Annotated in this window: 19 protein-coding genes; 9 read left to right on the top strand and 10 right to left on the bottom strand. The window is 42.4% G+C overall.

The window, feature by feature from the left end; translation table 11 throughout:
• The first annotated feature begins 308 nt into the window (after positions 1-308).
• Genes AC5EUN_RS12155 through AC5EUN_RS12145 form a run of 3 tightly spaced genes read left to right on the top strand, consistent with a single transcriptional unit; the run spans position 309 to position 3,969 of the window.
• A complete protein-coding gene (locus AC5EUN_RS12155) occupies positions 309-1,967 on the top strand; it encodes a phosphoethanolamine transferase (protein ID WP_159153197.1) in 1,659 nt (552 codons plus the stop codon).
• Positions 1,968-1,970: 3 nt separating this feature from the next.
• Positions 1,971-2,651 (top strand): response regulator transcription factor, encoded by a 681-nt coding sequence (locus AC5EUN_RS12150; protein WP_004694591.1) that lies wholly within the window; start codon positions 1,971-1,973, stop codon positions 2,649-2,651.
• Position 2,652: 1 nt separating this feature from the next.
• Positions 2,653-3,969: an ATP-binding protein gene (locus AC5EUN_RS12145; protein ID WP_493352365.1), complete on the top strand. Its 1,317-nt coding sequence runs from the start codon at positions 2,653-2,655 to the stop codon at positions 3,967-3,969.
• Here the strand turns inward: AC5EUN_RS12145 and AC5EUN_RS12140 are convergent.
• On the bottom strand, positions 3,959-4,669 hold the full coding sequence (locus AC5EUN_RS12140; RefSeq protein WP_159153198.1) for a phosphatase PAP2 family protein: 711 nt from the start codon (positions 4,667-4,669) through the stop codon (positions 3,959-3,961). The two genes, AC5EUN_RS12145 and AC5EUN_RS12140, sit on opposite strands and share 11 nt — an antisense overlap.
• Positions 4,670-4,833: 164 nt before the next feature.
• On the opposite strand from AC5EUN_RS12140, the gene AC5EUN_RS12135 reads away from it, so the two are divergent.
• Positions 4,834-5,526, top strand: a complete 693-nt coding sequence (locus AC5EUN_RS12135; RefSeq protein ID WP_159153199.1) for an HAD family hydrolase — start codon at positions 4,834-4,836, stop codon at positions 5,524-5,526.
• A 71-nt stretch (positions 5,527-5,597) separates the two neighbouring features.
• On the opposite strand, the gene AC5EUN_RS12130 is transcribed toward AC5EUN_RS12135, so the two are convergent.
• Positions 5,598-6,785, bottom strand: a complete 1,188-nt coding sequence (locus AC5EUN_RS12130) for an ammonium transporter (protein ID WP_159153200.1) — start codon at positions 6,783-6,785, stop codon at positions 5,598-5,600.
• 725 nt (positions 6,786-7,510) lie between these two features.
• Between AC5EUN_RS12130 and AC5EUN_RS12125 the strand changes: the two genes are divergently transcribed.
• On the top strand, positions 7,511-8,233 hold the full coding sequence (locus tag AC5EUN_RS12125) for a carbonic anhydrase (protein ID WP_159153213.1): 723 nt from the start codon (positions 7,511-7,513) through the stop codon (positions 8,231-8,233).
• Positions 8,234-8,295: 62 nt separating this feature from the next.
• Here the strand turns inward: AC5EUN_RS12125 and AC5EUN_RS12120 are convergent, their stop codons facing one another.
• The 5 genes from AC5EUN_RS12120 to AC5EUN_RS12100 form a co-directional block, all read right to left on the bottom strand.
• Complete coding sequence (locus AC5EUN_RS12120) at positions 8,296-9,021, bottom strand: amino acid ABC transporter ATP-binding protein (protein WP_010326224.1); 726 nt, start codon at positions 9,019-9,021, stop codon at positions 8,296-8,298.
• Positions 9,022-9,035: 14 nt separating this feature from the next.
• A complete protein-coding gene (locus tag AC5EUN_RS12115) occupies positions 9,036-9,719 on the bottom strand; it encodes an ABC transporter permease subunit (RefSeq protein ID WP_493352364.1) in 684 nt (227 codons plus the stop codon).
• A complete protein-coding gene (locus AC5EUN_RS12110) occupies positions 9,719-10,462 on the bottom strand; it encodes an amino acid ABC transporter permease (protein WP_159153201.1) in 744 nt (247 codons plus the stop codon). Before AC5EUN_RS12110 ends, AC5EUN_RS12115 begins: the two co-directional genes overlap by 1 nt.
• A gap of 68 nt (positions 10,463-10,530) precedes the next feature.
• Positions 10,531-11,475 (bottom strand): transporter substrate-binding domain-containing protein, encoded by a 945-nt coding sequence (locus tag AC5EUN_RS12105; protein ID WP_010326225.1) that lies wholly within the window; start codon positions 11,473-11,475, stop codon positions 10,531-10,533.
• A 566-nt stretch (positions 11,476-12,041) separates the two neighbouring features.
• Positions 12,042-12,464: a hypothetical protein gene (locus AC5EUN_RS12100; protein ID WP_493352363.1), complete on the bottom strand. Its 423-nt coding sequence runs from the start codon at positions 12,462-12,464 to the stop codon at positions 12,042-12,044.
• A 287-nt stretch (positions 12,465-12,751) separates the two neighbouring features.
• Between AC5EUN_RS12100 and AC5EUN_RS12095 the strand changes: the two genes are divergently transcribed.
• The 4 genes from AC5EUN_RS12095 to AC5EUN_RS12080 all read left to right on the top strand — a co-directional run bounded on the left by AC5EUN_RS12095 (position 12,752) and on the right by AC5EUN_RS12080 (position 15,473).
• Complete coding sequence (locus AC5EUN_RS12095) at positions 12,752-13,030, top strand: hypothetical protein (RefSeq protein ID WP_058952166.1); 279 nt, start codon at positions 12,752-12,754, stop codon at positions 13,028-13,030.
• A gap of 164 nt (positions 13,031-13,194) precedes the next feature.
• Positions 13,195-14,901, top strand: a complete 1,707-nt coding sequence (locus AC5EUN_RS12090; protein ID WP_159153202.1) for a mechanosensitive ion channel — start codon at positions 13,195-13,197, stop codon at positions 14,899-14,901.
• A 60-nt stretch (positions 14,902-14,961) separates the two neighbouring features.
• The gene (locus AC5EUN_RS12085) at positions 14,962-15,153 is read left to right on the top strand and encodes a hypothetical protein (RefSeq protein ID WP_159153203.1); all 192 of its coding nucleotides are present in this window, start codon (positions 14,962-14,964) and stop codon (positions 15,151-15,153) included.
• A gap of 167 nt (positions 15,154-15,320) precedes the next feature.
• Positions 15,321-15,473 carry a hypothetical protein gene (locus tag AC5EUN_RS12080; RefSeq protein ID WP_171519357.1) on the top strand — a complete coding sequence of 51 codons (153 nt, stop codon included), beginning with the start codon at positions 15,321-15,323 and terminating at the stop codon, positions 15,471-15,473.
• Positions 15,474-15,494: 21 nt separating this feature from the next.
• Here AC5EUN_RS12080 and AC5EUN_RS12075 read toward each other — a convergent pair whose 3' ends face one another.
• The 3 genes from AC5EUN_RS12075 to AC5EUN_RS12065 form a co-directional block, all read right to left on the bottom strand.
• Entirely contained in the window at positions 15,495-16,694 is a 1,200-nt protein-coding gene (locus AC5EUN_RS12075) for a BaiN/RdsA family NAD(P)/FAD-dependent oxidoreductase (RefSeq protein ID WP_159153204.1), read from the bottom strand.
• A 64-nt stretch (positions 16,695-16,758) separates the two neighbouring features.
• Positions 16,759-17,628 (bottom strand): 1-aminocyclopropane-1-carboxylate deaminase/D-cysteine desulfhydrase, encoded by an 870-nt coding sequence (locus AC5EUN_RS12070; protein WP_159153205.1) that lies wholly within the window; start codon positions 17,626-17,628, stop codon positions 16,759-16,761.
• A gap of 63 nt (positions 17,629-17,691) precedes the next feature.
• Entirely contained in the window at positions 17,692-18,843 is a 1,152-nt protein-coding gene (locus AC5EUN_RS12065) for an HlyD family secretion protein (protein ID WP_178905304.1), read from the bottom strand.
• Between the last annotated feature and the right edge of the window lie 8 nt (positions 18,844-18,851).

Below are 18,851 nucleotides of genomic sequence, written 5' to 3'. Positions count from 1 at the left end.
TTTAATATTTGGAGCTCGTCCGTTCTTTTGCGTAGCCAAAAGAACCAAAAACATTTGTCATCCGCAAAACCTTTTGCTTTTCTGCATTTAAATGATCATTCTGCAAAAATATTCCTTTTAAATGGACATGCAGGTTGCGGATGACGCTTCCGCGTATCAAATAATATTGGGCGGCTCAAAAAGGGCATCTGATTGCTTAACTGATCGGTATGACTTTATATATTCGGCCACAGCGCCTTTTTTATTTAAGCGAGTTTTAAGTTTAGAAAACTACATTGGGGCATCCGCTCAGCAAGACATGATTTAAAATGTTCAATTTGCAGTCTATTTTTAAAGAAGTTTCACTTTCGCGCTTTAACGTATATTTGGCGCTGTGGTTAGCCGTGGTTTTAAATGTGATGTTCTATAAGCAAGTTCAGTTGCTTACACCGTATCATGGTTTTAAAGCGTATGCCTTTATCGGCGCTACCGTTTTGGTGGTGTTGGCTTTTTATCATTTGGTTTTTCAGCTGCTACAGTGGCGGCCGATGGCTAAAGGGTTGGCTGCGTTATTGATCATCATTGGTGGAATGAGTGCCTATTTTGTCAACAGTTTAGGCGTTTCGATCACACCAGATCAGATCCAAAACATGATGCAAACCGATGGCAATGAAGTGCGCGACTTGTTGTCATGGCGTCTAGTACTGTGGATTGGGGCGATGGTGGTGCTACCTTTAGTCGTTTTATTTAAGGTTAAAATCCGCCGTGATCCTTTAAAAACCGTGTTATTGCACAAGCTGTTCGGTAGTGCAGTCTCTATTTTTCTGATTGCAGGCATGTTATTTATTTTCTTTGTTGATTATGCCGCGATTTTCCGTGAGCATCGTGATCTCAAAGGGATGATTTCACCGCAAAATGCGATCAGTTCAACCCTGTCGTATTATAAAAAGAATCGACCACAGCAGCATTTACCGTTAGTGACTTATGGTGAAGATGCCCATTTGGTGGAGCAAGTCGGACAGCAAAACTTGCCGAAATTGATGGTTTTGGTGGTCGGTGAAACGGCACGTGCAGAAAGTTTTTCTCTAAATGGCTATGCGAAAAAGACCAACCCTGAGCTGGAAAAACTCAATGTCATCAACTTTAATCAAGTCAGTTCTTGCGGGACAGCCACTGCAGTTTCGGTGCCTTGTATGTTTTCAGGCATGCCACGTGAAAACTATGATGCACAGTTAGCGCACCACCGTGAAGGTTTATTAGATCTTGCACAGCGTGCAGGTTACAAAGTGACATGGATTGACAATAATTCTGGCTGCAAAGGCGTTTGTGATCGGGTTGAGCAGTATAAAATTCCTGAACCGATACAGAAAAAATGGTGTTCAGCCGATGGTGAATGTACCGATGAAATTTTGGTGGATAGCTTAAAAGCCTATATGACCGGTATTTCGGCTGATGATAAAACGCCACGTTTAATTGTATTACACCAAATGGGCAGTCATGGACCAGCTTACTATAAGCGTTCAACGCCTAAGTTTCAGCCCTTCCAACCAATGTGCGAAACCAATGCCATTCAAGCCTGCACACCTGAACAGCTGAAAAATAGTTATGACAACTCCATTGTTTATACCGACCATGTGTTGAGTCAACTGATCGGTGTATTAAAGCAAAACTCAAACTTTGAGACCGGTTTTTGGTATTTATCTGACCATGGTGAGTCGACTGGTGAGCACGGTCTGTATTTACATGGTTCACCTTATGCTATTGCACCGAGCCAACAGACCCACGTACCGATGCTGATGTGGTTTTCAGAAACATGGCAAAAGCAGAATCCGCAACAAATCGCTTGCTTAGGGCAACAAAAAAGCCAAGAATTAAGCCAAGATCATTTGTTCCCAAGCTTATTGAGTTTACTTGGGGTAAAAAGTACGGTGATTGATTCAAAAAATAATATGTTAGAACACTGTACTGCGACCAAAGCGAGCGCTTAGACCATGTCAAAAATATTGATTATTGAAGATGATTTTATGATTGCAGAGTCCACACAAACGCTGCTGCGTTATCAGCAGTTTGATGTGGTGTGGGTCAACAATGGTTTTGATGGTTTAAAGCAATTACAACAATATCCATTTGATGTGGTGCTGCTGGATTTGGGTCTACCGATGATGGATGGGATGCAGGTTCTAAAAAATATTCGTTCACTTTATCCAACTTTGCCTGTGCTGATTATTTCAGCGCGAGATCAGTTACAAAACAGAGTCGATGGTTTAAATCATGGCGCGGATGATTACTTAATCAAACCTTATGAGTTTGATGAGTTGTTGGCACGTATTCATGCGCTTTTACGTCGTAGTGGCGCGTTAAAACAGCAAAAGCAAAGCCAGACTTTGAGTTATGCAGGTCTAGAATTAGATGAAGATTTGCACTTAGCCAAGTACAAAGGGCAGACCATTGATTTATCGAACCGTGAATGGGCTATTCTAATTCCTTTGGTCAGTCATCCAAATAAAATTTTTTCCAAAACCAATTTGGAAGAAAAGCTCTATGACCTTGACTCGGAAATTAACAGCAATACCATTGAAGTTTATATTCACCATTTACGTGCCAAACTTGGCAAAGACTTTATCCGTACCATTCGAGGTTTAGGCTATCGTTTGGGGCAGGTTGAAGCATAAAATGGCGAAGTCGACTCCTGTTTCCTTAAAGCGTCAACTGATTACCTATACCTCTTTATTTAGTATTGTGATGGGGTGTTTGTTGGTGATTGCAGCATATCGCATTGCGCTTGAAGAGACCAATGAGATACTCGATGCACAAATGCGTAATTTGGCTGAGCGTGTTGCAGAGCATGATCCCGCTCCAATTAAGAGTGAGTTTGAAGCGGACAGACACTATCACGAAGAAGATTTGTTTGTAGATGTCTGGTCATATGGACTGCCTGAACAACGGCAACATGAGTTTGATTTATTAATACAACCCGTTAAAAAAGCTGGATTTTATACCCATCATACAGCACAAGGATTATGGAATACCTATGTGCTGCCAACAGAAAAGTATCAAATTCAAGTCAGTCAGCAGCGCAGTGTAAGACAAAAGCTGGCTTTAGAGCTGGCGGCCAATATGTTGATTCCATATTTACTGTTTATGCCTTTGGCTTTATGGGGGCTGAGTTGGATTATTGGGCGTAGTCTAAAACCCTTGGATGAGTTTAAAGCGGAACTTGCACAGCGTGAACCGCATGAACTAAGCGAGATTAGGCCCGATGGTTATCCTTTGGAAATTCTTCCGACCATCAATGAAATGAACCGTTTATTTGAACGAATTTCGCTGTCGCAACAAGAACAAAAGCAATTCATTGCCGATGCAGCGCATGAGCTCAGAACCCCGATTACTGCGCTGAATTTGCAAATGAAAATTTTGCTGCATGAATTTCCAGAACACCAAGCGTTAAAAAACCTAAGTTTAGGCTTAATTCGGATTCAACATTTGGTATCACAATTGCTCAATTTGGCAAAACAGGATGCTTCTGTACCAAGTTTAGAACCTACACAAAGACTAGGGCTAAGTGATGTAGCAGTTGAATGTATGGAGCAACTGATGGAACTGGCACTAGCGAAAAACATTGATTTGGGCTTGGAACAGCATGAAGCACTGTGGATAGAAACTCAAAGTTCTGCCTTACATTCGATTGTCTATAATCTCTTGGATAATGCGATTAAATATACGCCTGAACAGGGCGTGATTAATGTCTCCATTTATCAACAAGATCAGCAAGCCATTGTTCAAATTGAAGACAGTGGGCCGGGCATTGCGCCAGAGCTTTATGATCATATCTTAAAGCGTTTCTATCGCGTACATCATCATCTGGAAGTCGGCAGTGGACTGGGTTTATCCATTGTCGATAAAGCCGCAGAAAAAATTGGCGCCAAACTGCACTTTGGACAAAGTACAGGATTGGGCGGCTTACAAGTTCAAGTGATCTTTAAGCTGTAGTTTCGGCTTGATTTGGGCTGGGCTGTGTAAACTGCTTATAACACAGCGCATATGCCAGTACATTGACCAGCCAAATCACCCATGCCGTCCATAAATTGTGACTGAGGAAATGTGCGCCCCGCATCATTTGCGCCCAACCCATGACAAAGCCTAGAATGAGGGCGGCAAGAAAATAAAACCACGCGCGTTTGGGTTCATTTAGACGGTATACGAAATATCCCACAAAGAGCGCAAAACCTGTTGCGGCATGTCCTCCAGGGAAGCAATGTCCTGCGCTGGCGGATAAGTCCCAAAAGAAATCATGTGTCGTGGCCAGAGTCATGTCCCATGGGCAGGCATGCGCGGATTGTGATTTTAAAATTCCAATGAGGCTGGTACTGATGAGGACTAAGCCAATGAAATAGCCATTTTGCCAACGCTGGGGTTTTAACGCAGCCCATTTATATGAAGCGAGCCATTTCAGCAAATAAATTACATACACTGCGATGATGATGTCTTTAACATAACGGTGATTCAGTTCTGCTAAGGCCCAGTCGCGCTTTAGTGGAAAATGACCAGTTTGATCCATAAAGGGGTGAATCAGTTGTAAGTCGATGGTGCCCGCTACAGGGAAGAGCAGCCACAATACGGCAAAACCCAGCGTCAAAATAAAAAACTGAAGGATGAAAAAACGTTGCTGATCCGACACAAGTGAGGCCATGTTCTGAAAATAAGCGCTATTCCAACAGCGTCAGCTTAAACGAGGCTTAACATAAACGCTGTTTCATCTGCTTTAGCATGATCTGTGCTTTGGTTATCGCTTTAAGGCGAATACAAAGTGTCGGTTCAGTGTTACATTTGCTCTCAAATACATGAGGTTTAAACATGTCGATACGTGCTGTTCTATTTGATTTGGATAATACCTTGACGCATCGTGGGCGAAGTGTTGCGGCTTTTAGTCAAAGCCTTGTCGACTATTATCAAAGCCAACTTAACTTCGTCGATGTAGAACAGATTGAGTCGATTGTGAATCGGATCGACAATGGTGGTTATCCCTTAAAAGAGTATTTAACCCATCCCAGTATCGGTGCTTCAGTGGCTTACGCTTTGCTACAGGAGTTAAACTGGCAGGCGCCTCCGCATTTAGAAGCATTAAGCAATTTCTGGTTTGAGCAGTTTGGTTCCAGTGCAGTGGCGATGCCTGAGGCAGAACAAACGCTGACCCGTCTAAAGCAAGCAGGATATAAACTCGCCATTATTTCAAATGGTGGTCATGCCACACGGCTGTCTATATTAAATGGCTTGGGCTTTCAGCATTATTTTGATGTGATCAATAGCTCTGGATTGTTTGGCCAAGCCAAACCTCAAGTTGATATTTTTATTGACACCTTACAGCAACTGGCTGTTGAGGTGGAGCAATGCTTATTTATCGGTGATCATCCTATTAATGATGTACAAGGTGCGCAGCAGGCTGGAATGCAAGCCCTGTGGCTATCTGGTTTTCATGTACCCTCAGTACAGATGACTGCACCGAGTATTACGGCATTGTCTGAGATTTTTGATTATTTAGAATGCTAAAAGCCTCTTATAATGTTCAATACGAATAAAAAAAAGCGGCCAATGTGAGCCGCATTAAAATGGAAATGTGTTTAGAACATACTGTCATCTGAGTTGGCAGAGATTTTATGAATGGATAAATCTGCACCGCGGAATTCATCTTCTTGGCTTAAACGAATGCCCATCGTGGCTTTTAAAGAGCCATAGACCACCAATCCACCAATAACAGCAATACCAATAGCTAAGAGCGTACCAATCAGCTGTGACATCATCGCAACACCGCCTAAGCCCCCAAGCCATTTTTGACCAAAGATCCCGACTGCAAGCCCACCAAAGGCACCACATACGCCGTGCAAAGGCCATACTCCGAGTACATCATCGACTTTCAGCTTGTTTTGGGTGTAGGTGAAAAGTTTGACAAAAATCAGTCCAGCAATGGCGCCAATCACCAATGCCCCAATCGGATGTACGACATCCGAACCTGCACAAATTGCCACAAGACCCGCTAAAGGACCATTGTGTAAGAAGCCCGGGTCATTTTTTCCTGCGAAGTTGGCTGCTAAAGTTCCGCCAACCATGGCCATAAGTGAGTTAATCGCGACCAGTCCTGAAATTGCATCTAAACGTTGTGCACTCATCACGTTAAAGCCGAACCAACCAACAATCAAAATCCATGAACCTAAAGCCAAGAAAGGAATAGACGAAGGGGGATGTGCACTGACACGACCATCTTTTTTGTAGCGACCATCACGTGCACCGAGTAGAACCACCGCAGCCAGAGCGATCCAGCCTCCCATAGCATGTACCACCACTGAACCTGCGAAGTCATGGAAACTTGCACCGAAAGTGTCTTGTAGCCACTGTTGTAAACCAAAGTTGCCATTCCATGCGATTCCTTCAAAGAAAGGATAAACCAAGGCCACCAATAACACGGTGGCAATCGCTTGTGAGCGCATTTTGGCACGCTCGGCAATACCGCCTGAAATAATGGCTGGAATTGCGGCCGCAAAAGTGAGCAGGAAAAAACAGCGCATCAGGTTATAACCATGATCCGCCGCTAAGGTATCCCCGATATGGAAAAAATGGTGTCCATAGGAAATGTAATAACCTACAAAGAAGTAGGCAATTGCGGAAAGTGAAAAGTCCGTTAAAATTTTGCTTAAAGCGTTGACTTGATTTTTATGACGAACTGTCCCTAGTTCTAAAAAAGCAAAGCCCGCATGCATGGCAAGGACTAAAACCGCACCAAGAAGAAGAAAAAGTAAGTCAATATTTTGCATGTTTAGGTTCCATTTGAGTGCAAAATTTTGCAAAAAGAAACTCAGTATACTGATGCCTGTAATTTCGTGAAGATCTCAGCAAAAAGGAAATATTGATTAAGTTTTGCTTAAAAATAACAAGACTCGATATAAAGCAAAAGTGTGCACCATGATGGTGTTTGTGCATTGCAGTGGTGCATGGGTTAAAATATAAATTAATATTAAGTTAATGAATATATTATGTTTATCTAATTTTCTTTATTTTAAATATACAGGTGTATATTTTGTCTTTTGAGTGAAACCCAAAAAGTAGCAACACAAAAAAATGATAAAAAAATTCGGTTAGCAGCTATTGTGAGCTGAGTCTCCGTTGCTTTGTTCTCTTTTGGAACGCTCATGCCATGAAATGTGCGTGCTGATTGTGCATCAGTGAAAGTTTTTAAACATGATTTGTATTTTCTCATTCTTATTTTAATTTATCATAGATAAAACCTGAATAATCACATAACTATATGTAATTAATTGTAATTATTGTCATATATGATCAGTCCTATTTCATCGTTTTACATCTACAACGAGACAAAATAGTCGGGCAATATTGGCTTTTTGCTGAAAAGTCATGATTACAGAGTTTGCACAAAAAACAAAGACAAGCAGCAGAATTGGCATTTTAGGTTTTGCTGCTTGAGCGTGATTTCTTAGAGGATATTGGGGCATTTTAAACTGATATTTTTTGATGGATTATGATGAAGAAAAAACTAATAGCAACATTGTTTGGTCTCCCATGTGTGATGGCTTGGGCCAGTAGTGAAGTAACTTCGGATTGGGGTTATCAAGCACAAACAGCACCGCAGTATTGGAGTCAGCTCAATAGCAAATACCAAACTTGTGCGGGGCATAATCAATCGCCTATTAATATTGAGCATGTTATTTCAGCAGACCTTGCGCCATTTGATTTTGATTATAAAACGGCTGCAACGAGTATCGTGAAGCTCCCTCATACTTTACAAGCCAATTTTCATCAAGGCAGTTATTTAAGTTTAGAGGGAGAACGATTTCAATTATTGCAAATGCATTTACATAGCCCTTCAGAAAATACGGTTCACGGCAAAAGCTTTCCGATGGAATTACATTTAGTCCATGCTTCTGAAAAAGGCGAGCTGACTGTGATTGCGATGATGTATGAACAAGGGGAAAAGAATCAAGCACTTGATGGACTGTGGCAGCAGTACAGGCACCCCCAGAAAGTATTCAATTTAAACGCAGATCAATTTCTGCCGACACATCGCGAGTACTACCGTTTTAATGGTTCGCTCACGACACCACCGTGTACTGAAGGTGTACGTTGGGTGGTCTTAAAAGATATTCAGCAGGCATCAGCACAGCAAATCGCAAACTTCGCTGCACTGATGGGGTATCCGAATAATCGTCCTGTTCAAGCCACCAATGCGCGCTTGGTTTTAGACTAGAGCGTGAATTAAAAAAGCAGATCGTGTGATCTGCTTTTTTAATGTGGGATAACACGTCTGTGCTAGTGCAAGATCTTGTCTAAGAACTGTTGAGCACGATCACCACGTTTGGTGTTAAAGAAATCATCTTTGCTACAGTCTTCGACAATTTTACCTTGATCCATAAACAACACACGGTTGGCCACTTGGCGGGCAAAGCCCATTTCATGGGTGACACACATCATGGTCATGCCTTCATGTGCCAACTCGACCATCACATCAAGAACTTCATTAATCATTTCAGGGTCAAGCGCCGATGTAGGCTCATCAAACAACATGGCAATCGGATCCATGCTTAATGCACGGGCAATTGCGACACGTTGTTGTTGTCCACCTGAAAGTTGTGCTGGAAATTTATGTGCATGTGCACTCAGCCCAACCCGTTCTAAATAGCCTAAGCCTTTCTTTTTCGCTTCAGCTTCAGAGCGTCCCAATACTTTAATTTGGGCAATGGTTAAATTTTCAGTAATGCTGAGATGTGGAAACAACTCGAAATGCTGAAACACCATGCCTACGCGACTGCGTAATTTGGTCAAATCTGTTTTCGGGTCTTTGATGGGAATTCCATCGACTGTGATTTGACCTTGTTGGAAGGCTTCCAGTCCATTCACTGTTTTAATCAGGGTCGATTTTCCTGAGCCTGATGGACCACAGACCACCACCACTTCACCTTGACAAATTTGTGTGGTGCAATCGGTTAACACTTGAAAATCGCCATACCATTTACTGACATTTTGGAGGTCAATCATTACTTTTTGGTCGCTCATACGCTTAACCTCCTTTGTAATCGTTTTACTGCATATGTGGCTAGCATACTGATGGTGAAATACACTAGGCCTGCAAATAAAATATATTGTGTTAATAGAGACATCAAATCGCCCCGCACGTAGTTGGTGCGGAAAAAGTCGAGTAGGCCAATGGCGTACACCATGGTCGAGTCTTGGAACAAGATGATGGTTTGCTGTAACAGCAGCGGTGTCATTTTACGAAAGGCTTGCGGCAAAATGATTAAGCGCATGGACTGACCATAGGTCATGCCTAGTGCATAAGCCGCGGCAGACTGTCCTTTAGGAATCGATTGAATCCCTGCACGTACAATTTCCGAGAAATAAGCCGCTTCAAACAGCATGAACGCCACAATACTTGAGACCAAAGCGGTATCAATGGTCAGGTAATTTCCCGTGACTGTGGTGTAGATGAACGGTACAGCAAAGTAGAACCACATCAATACCAACAGCAGAGGAATCGAGCGGAATAAATTGACATAGCCTTGGGCAATTAAATTCAAGATGCGAATTGAAGACAAACGCATCAGTGCCAACAGCGTGCCAATGAAAATACCGCCAATGGTGGCAATACAGACCACTTTTAAAGTGATGCCTAAACCATGCCATAGGGCAGGTGCAGATAACTGCAAATCATGGGTAAATGCGGTGAGCCATTCCATTATTTAGCTCCTGCAATTAAACCTGGGACACGTAAGCGTTTTTCAAGCAGCGTCATTAAGGTAATTAGGCACACGTTGATAACGATGAAAATAATCGTGACATAGGTATAGATTTCGATGGTGTTCTGTGTATATTCGCTGATGGTTTTCATCTGAGAAATAATCTCGGAGACCCCAACCAAAGAGGCCACAGAAGTATTCTTGACGCAGTTGGTCAACTCTGAGCTCAGAGGCGGCAAAATCGTACGGAAGGACTGCGGTAAAATGACATAGCGGTATAGTTGTGCGGTACTAAACCCCATGGCATAACCTGCATTCACCTGTCCTGTCGGTAAGGCTTCAATACCTGTGCGGACTTGTTCGCAGACACGTGCTGCGGTAAACAGTCCAAGACCAATACTGGCTGAAATCAGCGCTGTTGTTCCTGCACTTAAATCATTAATCCACCATGACTTAATCGGACCAGGTAAGAAATTCGGCACCACATAAAACCAAATAAATAATTGGATCAGTAGCGGTACATTACGAAAAATGGTGACGTAACCAGTGCCGATGGCACGTGCGGTTTTATTGGGAAGCGTGCGCATAATGCCGAGAATACTTCCGAGCACCATTGCAATGCTCCAAGCCACAATGGCAATAACAAACAGCCAGCCTAAACCAATCAAAATCCAACTGAGATAGGTGCTATCTCCGACGCCTGTGGATTGCCAAAGGACGGCCCAGTTCCAGGTATAATTCATGACAATCCCCTAAAATAGGTCAGGCAAAGAAACTTTGCCTGAGTGAACATTAATCTTTCCCTTATCGTTTACTGATCACGGTCATGTGGGTTTGCAATTAAGGCTTTAAGTTGGTCTGACATAGCAAAGTTCAGGTTAATGTTTTTCGGTGGAATTGGTTGTTCAAACCATTTGTTGTACATCTTGTTAATTTCACCTGAGCTATAAGTGGCTTTAATTGCATCATCAACCACTTGCTTAAAGCCTGTGTCACCTTTACGCAACATACAGCCATAAACTTCTTGAATTGGTGCTGTACCAACAATGTGCCACTTGTTTGGATCTTTGGCTTTCGATTTTTCTCCAGCAAGTAAAATGTCATCCATCATAAACGCAGCAGCACGACCGCTTTGGAGCATTAAGAATGATTCAGCATGGTCTTTAGCAGAAATCACTTCACCAATACCAAGTTCTTTTTCATGCTGACGGATATAGCGTTCAGAGGTTGTTCCTGCTGTCGTTACTAATTTTTTGCCTTTTAAGTCAGCAAAGTCCTTCACACCTGAATCGGTTGCAGTAAGTAAACGTGAACCCACTTCAAAGAAGCCCACAGAAAAATCAACTTGTTGCTGGCGTTCTTTGTTGTTTGTAGTTGAACCACATTCAAGATCGACTGTGCCATTTGAAACCAATGGAATACGGTTTTGGCTGGTGACTAAGTTATAGCGAACTTTCAAATCAGGCATATTCAGCTTTTGTTTAACAGCTTCAACCACTTTGAGCTGTAAATCATGTGCATAACCGACTGGTTGATTTGGGTTGTCTGCGATATAGGAGAATGGAATAGAGGAGTCACGGTAACCTAAAACAATGGTTCCTGATTTTTTAATCTTATCTAAAGTGCCTGACTGTGAAGCATCTGCGCCAGTGCTAGCTGCATCCGTTGCAGGTGCTTTGTTGTCGCTACATGCACTGAGGCTCAGCGCAAGTGCACTTGCACAAAATAAGGCAGAAAGATTACGTTGCATGGTCATGTACAAACTCCTTTTGTTTGCAGCATCAATTGCATTGTTTTTATCAAAAACGTCAGAATTGGGTTAAAGCTTTATTCTGTGCAAAAGATGTTCTTTTTATGGTATTTTTTTACAGCTTAGTCTGCATCTTAATCGAGATTGCTTTTGCTGCTCAAGTGGGATTTTTAATATTTTGTTAATAATGCTTTAAATAAGTGCATCGCTATATTCCTCTGATATTAAAAAGAAAATTATGCATAATGCGTGCCATTTCAAGTTTTCTAATTCATTTTATTAGGCTAATGTCTAATGCCACAGGGTTGGCTATGCGTATCGTTATGGATGCATGACAGAATGGATTTTGTTCGTGTAGAACATGCTAAAACTGCAATAGCAAAGAAAAGTGCTTTATTTTGAAGATGATCCGTTTTATGACGCAGTATATAAAAGTCAGTTAGATTCGGTTTACTGTCCTACGTTTTCCGCAGAGGATTAAAAACTAAAAATAAAAGCGACTGTACGTTATGAACAAATGACGGGGCACAATCGCAGGGGGAGGAGATGATCAGGCATGTATCAAGAAGTGCTTAGTGCACAAACATATCCATATATTCACGGATTTCAGAAATAGCTGTTTCAATATCCGTCGTCAGCCATGTTGGCTCAAACAGCACAATATAGTGATCTAAACGGTCTTGAGGTACAACTAAACGCACAGGACATTCTTCTTCCAGTAAGCGCCAAGGAATAATGGGTGTTTCATTGTCTAAAAAGGCTTGCACATTTCGAATATCAATAATCATGGCATTGACACATTCAGGAAAAGGCATCACTGAAAACTCTTCAGTACGACGACGGAAAAACTCCAGATCGCCCCACTTTAGAATATAACTAGGCTTAGAAAATTCAATAATACCAATAAGATGTTGGTCTCGCGTGTAGTGCAAATGACATTGGTGCGTAACATCAGTGTCTAAATCAAGCGTTACACTTTGTTGACGATATGCCATAAAGTCCAAAAACAGCTAAAACAAGGTGCATAATTATAGCGCAAATTCAGTTGAAGAGCGCTGTTCGCCAGACTCTTTTTGTCTATGCCTATATGAAATACTTTTTATATGACTTTTAACACTGAATTGACAGATGAATGGGTGTTTTTAAAACCATAAAAAATAATAACTTAACTTAAAATAAAGCATTTGTTTACTATCTCACTATGCTTTGAAACACAATGCTACACAAGCAGTTGTTAGTATAAAAATTCGACAACTTGATAATAGAAAATTGAGGGGGAGCTATGACACATGATTTCAATAAACCGCCCCATGTACAAACGCCAGAGGAGCGGCAAAAGAAAAAACGCGTGCCTGTGTATATGTTGGCATTGGTCGGAATTTTCTTAATCGCATTATTACTTTATATGTTTGCAGATACCAAGCCAAATCCGAATGAGGCGCCTCCAGGACATCCAAATCCGAGTGCAGAGCCTGCAACACCGAATAACAGCACCACTGCAACAGCAGGTGATGAAGCGGTAGCCACCGATAGCAATACGGCGACTGCAACTGACCGCTAAATGAGACTAAAGCCCTTGTCATGTACAGGGGCTTTTTCTTTAGCAGTCATCAAAAAGGTATTCCATTTCTCATTGATACCTCATGGCAGACAGTCACTTCAAAACTAAAATCTGTATTTGAGCGAAGGTCGCTGTGAGGTAGACATAACAAGAGGGAGAACAAAATGAATGATTATGTAGGGCATCAGGGTCGATTTGATGCGATGTATTATTGGGATCAGTTTCACCCGATCCTGTCCGCAATCGCCATCCTGATCATTGGTTGGATTATTGCATTATTGATTGCAAGTGCTGTGAAAAAGGTTTTAACCAAACTTGGGACCAACCAAAAACTTTCCAGTGCTACCGGCCATCGCTCAAATATTGAAAATATTATCTCTCGAGTTGTGTTTTGGCTTATTTTGATCATTGCAGTGATTGGCGCACTCAATGTCCTCAATCTCACCAGTGTAAGTGGGCCATTTAGTAATATGGTTCAACAGTTCTTGTTGTTTATTCCACAACTGTTGGCTGCTGTTGCTGTGGGTTTTATTGGCTGGATTGTGGCAAATCTGGTCAAAGTGGGTTTACAAAAAGGACTTGATCGCACTCAGCTAGATGAAAAGCTCAGTCAGGATGTCGGAGTCAGTACCCTGAGCCAAAACATCAGTGAAATTGTGTATTGGCTGATTTTATTACTATTCTTACCCATTGTTTTGTCGATACTCGGTCTGACAGGGCTGCTCTTTCCGATCCAAAATATGGTCAATGAAGCCGTACTGTATCTGCCAAATATCTTTATTGCGGGTGTAATTGTTTTTGCGGGCTATATTCTGGCAAAAATTGTACGGGGCATTATTGAGGGTTTATTGAGAAGCCTAGATGTACAAAAACAGGTTGAAAAAGTAGGACTGTTTAAAAACTCAGATTTGGCTAAAGTGCTCGGATCTTTTGTTTTTGCAATCGTCATTATCACAGCGCTGATTATTGCGTTTGAAGCTTTAGGGATTGATGCAATTTCTCAACCTGCGACGGCCATGTTGTATGAAATCATGAATGCGATTCCGCACATCATTGCGGCGGCATTAATTTTAATTTTGGCCTATGTAGTGTCACGTTTTGTTGCAAGCCTTGTGGTTGAAGTCTTGTCGGGAACAGGTGTAGATGACATTCCAAGCAAAGTTGGCTTGCAACGTTTCTTAGGAAACACCAAAGCGTCTTGCGTCGTGGGTTATTTCATTGTGTTCTTTACCATGTTATTTGCGGTCTCTGAGGCGGCAAATCGGCTCGGTTTTGAACAGATTAGTGGTTTGATTGCGATGTTTATCCAGTTTGGTGCAAACATCCTATTGGGTGCAGTCATTCTGGGCGTGGGCTTCTGGCTGGCGAACTTGGTTGCACAGGTGATTGAGCGTGGTGAATACAACAGCTCTCGTTGGGTGGCGAACATTGTTCGTGTCTTGATCATTGGCTTGGTATTGGCGATGGGCTTGCGTGCAATGGGTATCGCAGATTCCATTGTGAATTTGGCTTTTGGCTTAACGCTTGGGGCCGTTGCCATTGCATTTGCACTGGCTTTTGGTCTCGGTGGGCGTCAACCTGCGGAACGGGTTTTGACCGATTTGTTAGATAAAGCCAAAAAAGAAGGTACGCAACCGAATCCACTTTATCAGGCCAAAGCTGAAAGCACGCAATCAGGACAGGGCAAAGAAGAGCATGCCTCACTGAAAGAGCAAATGGATACACCAACGGTTGCAGAGGAATATCAACATGCAGATGATATTCCAACTACAGCAGAGGTCGATCCTGCGCATAAACCTTTAAATAAACCTTTTGGTTCAACGGGTGAAGCTGAACAAGATATTGACGTTCACCCCAAAGATCCAGACTAAATTAATCGCACTAAACACCGACCGCTGATGGCGGTTGGTGTTTTTTATTGGAGTAAACTGATGTCAAAAAAAACCCCAAATAAATATTTTGCCCCAATCATCATTGCAGGTATTACGGTTGGATTTTTTGTGAGTGCTTATAAATTTGTATTTGCAAAAACCAAGACCAGTGAGACAACACAGACCAATGCTGAAAGAATACCGACTGCGGCAACTGAGGGACGCGATGCGGTTGAATCTGATGAAAAATAATACAAAAGTCTATAGTGTTGAATGAACTTTAATTTGGTATGTTTGATGCATGTGGAATATGGATATTTCATAAATTAGAAATACTTACATGCCTATACTTTTGTGATAGCTGTATGGACATTTCACGATTTATTTTTATAAATTGCAGTTTAAAAAGGAAAAAACAGATGATACAAATATTAAAAAAAACATTGATGATGAAACGTTCAGTGATCCATCCGAGCCATGTCCATATTGCTATTGCGAAAATGGACTTAGCACTTGCCCGTCAGCAGAAGCAAAAGCAGTACGTACTGCTACGCACGGACTATTTGGAATAATTTATAGCTTAAGTACATTGCTTAGACATATTCTGATGCGGCATGCGCAGATGACCATGCCCATTGGAAGTTAAAGCCTCCCAAATGTCCTGTAACATCGAGTATTTCACCGACAAAGTACAAGCCTTTTTGCTTTTTACTTTCCATGGTTTTCGATGAAACTTCAGTGGTGTCTACGCCACCTAAAGTCACCTCAGCAGTACGGTAGCCTTCGGTTCCTGATGGTTTGACTTCAAACGCATGCAAGCGCGTTGCAATGTGCTCCAGTTTCTCATCCGACAGTTGGCCAATCGCTGTTTCAGCCAGTTCAGGCCAAATGAGGTTTTGCAGTTCAACCACCACACTTTTAGGAAAATGTTCACCAAGTAAAGTACGCAGCAGGGCTTTGGGTTGACTGTGCTTCTTGGCTTTTAAATAGTCGTGCAAATCCACACTTGGCAAGAAGTCAATTTTGAAGCTTTGTCCCACATCCCAATAATTCGACAGCTGTAGCGAGCTTGGCCCACTGAGCCCACGATGGGTAAATAAAAGGGCTTCGGTGAAAGCGTTTAAGTCATTCGATAAAGTGGCATCGACCGCATTGCCACTTAAGCGTGTGGTCACTTCTTTAAAGCTATCTGAAAAGGTAAAAGGCACCAAACCTGCGCGAGTTGGATATACATGGTGGTCAAATTGTTTGGCAATTTCATAACCAATGCCAGAACCACCTAAAGTTGGAATGGATAAACCACCTGATGCAACCACGACAGATTCAGCCTCAAAATAACCTAGTGTCGTGGCAATTTGAAAACCTTGCTCATCGAGTGCGGTGATGGCTTTCACTTCACAGTTGGTTTTAATATCGACCAAACCTGTTTTTTCACACTCGCTCAACAGCATAGCTAAAATTTCTTTGGCACCTTTTAGGGTGAAAAGCTGACCGTGTTTACGCTCTTCATATTCAATGCCGTACTCACATACTAGGCCAATAAAGTCCCAATTGGTATAGCGAGTGAGGGCTGAAATCACAAAGTGTGGATTATGTGAAATAAAGTTGCTTGGCTCGACATAGAGGTTGGTAAAGTTACATTTACCCCCACCTGACATGAGAATTTTTTTGCCGACTTTATTGGCTTTTTCTACCACCACCACTTTACGTCCGCGTTGAGCTGCCATATAGGCTGTCATTAAGCCAGATGCACCTGCACCTAAAACTAAGACATCATATTGATTTGCGGACATGACACACTCACGGGAGAATAAAGCAGGGCATTATAGACCATCTTTTTTGCTTTTTCAGGACTATCTAAAGCGCGGCTAAACGACCTTGCAACCCACCTGAATGAATCACTAAAATACGATGATCTTTGGGGAATGTACCTTGTTGAATTAAATCGGTTAAACCCAACAGCATTTTGCCTGTGTAAATCTGTTCCAGTGGAATGTCATATTGCTGCTCAAACGCACGAATAAATTGCAAGAGTTCAGCGGTGGTTTTGGCATAACCACCACAGCAATATTGATCGGTAATTTGCCAATTCCGTTTTTCAGTCAGTTGCTCTAGCTCTCGACTCAAAAAGTCCCCTTTGAGCGCGGAGAAGCCCAAAATTTGCTGCTGTGAATGACTGGCTTCAATGAGACCTGCAATGGTGCCACCTGTGCCTACGGCACAACAGATCAGATCGTAATTTTGTCGATCAGCATCAGAGAGAATTTCTGTGCAGCCTTGAATGGCAAGGGGATTGCTTCCGCCTTCGGGAATCACATAATAATCAGGGTAATCTTGTTGCAACTGAGCTAAGTAGGCTGAGCTTTGCTTTTGCCGATAGACTTCTCGCGTTACAAACTGCACCTGCATGCCGAATTGCTGTGCTGTATTTAAGGTTGTATTTAAAGGTTTACTTGCCAGTTCTTCGCCCCGAATAATGCCTAGACTCTCAAAACCAAATAACTGCGCTGCATAGGCCGTCGCGGCAATATGATTGGAATAGGCACCGCCAAAAGTCAGCAGTTTTTTATAGCCTTGTTGCTGCGCCGCCAATAGATTGTATTTCAGTTTAAAAAATTTATTGCCTGAAATGTGTGGATGGACCAAGTCTAAACGTTTGATGCTGATATTGATCCCGCCAACACTGATGTGCTGATAGGGAATGGACTGTGCAATCTGTTCAAACATAGGACTTTAATCAATCAGGTTGAGTGCTTAGTGTAAGTGAAAAGTCGTGGTTTCTGCACAGAATTAACGCTGTGCAGAGTGGGTATCGACCGAACTAATCACGGACATGCCTGGGCGTAAATTTTCAATGCTCGTTTGATTCGGATCAATTGCAATCCGTACCGCAATGCGTTGTACCACTTTAGTAAAGTTACCTGTCGCATTATCAGCTTTAAGTACACTGAACTCTGAACCCGCCGCTGGGGAAATTTGCTCGACATGACCTGTAAATTTCTGATGATTGAGGGCATCCACCGTGAACCATGCTTTTTGTCCAATTTTCATGTTGGCAATTTGAGTTTCTTTAAAGTTGGCAGTGACCCAAGTTTGTTGTGGAATCAGATAGAGCAACTGTGTGCCTGCGGCCACATATTGTCCCACACGTGGATTGACTTCACCCAGTTGTCCATCCATCGGGGCGATAATACTGCTGTAATTTTTGGTGGTTTTTGCTTGATCCAGTTGCGCAGCGGCATTGGTCACTTGTGCTTTGAGTCCTGTTTCAGCCACTTGCGCGGTTTTGAGCGCTTCTTTCGCCACCAATACATTGGCCTGTGCTTGTTGCAGTAAAGCTAAATTATTTTGGGTATCGGCAAAGGCTTTGTCTTGTTCCGATTTAGACGCCGCACCAGAGTCGCCCAACTGTTGATAGCGCTGCTGTTGTGCCAATGACAGTTGGTAGGCTGCTCGAGCTTGTTCGACCTTGGCTTCTGCCGCTACAATATCGGCTTTACGCTGTGCAATATTTTGGTTTTGATTAGACAGAGCATTCTGCGCCTGATCTACACCTGCTTCAGCTTGAGTGACTTTTTGGTCATAAGTCGTGGCATCAATATGCATCAACACCTGTCCTTTTTTGACGTGATCAAAATCACTGACCAACACATCTTTGACATAACCATTAATTTGCGAAGAAAGCACCGTGGTTTTGCCTTTGACATAGCTGTTGTCAGTGGACTCAACAGCACTGTCAAATGGCCCAATTTTCCATGCCCATAAAATGATGCCAATACCGATGATGAGTATTAAAAACATCAAAATCAGCGTACGTTTCGCTGTTGGAATCAATTTACTCGAAGGCGGCGTAATCGGTGTCGTTGTTGCCTCAGGCTGAGAGGAATTTTCAGACCTTGCAGTGGTTTCAGCGGGAGCTATTGGTTTTTGATCTTCAGACATAACAATTT

It is taken from the genome of Acinetobacter sp. CAU_H_S170_2, assembly GCF_058890445.1.
This window is presented reverse-complemented; position numbering and strand designations above follow the sequence as displayed.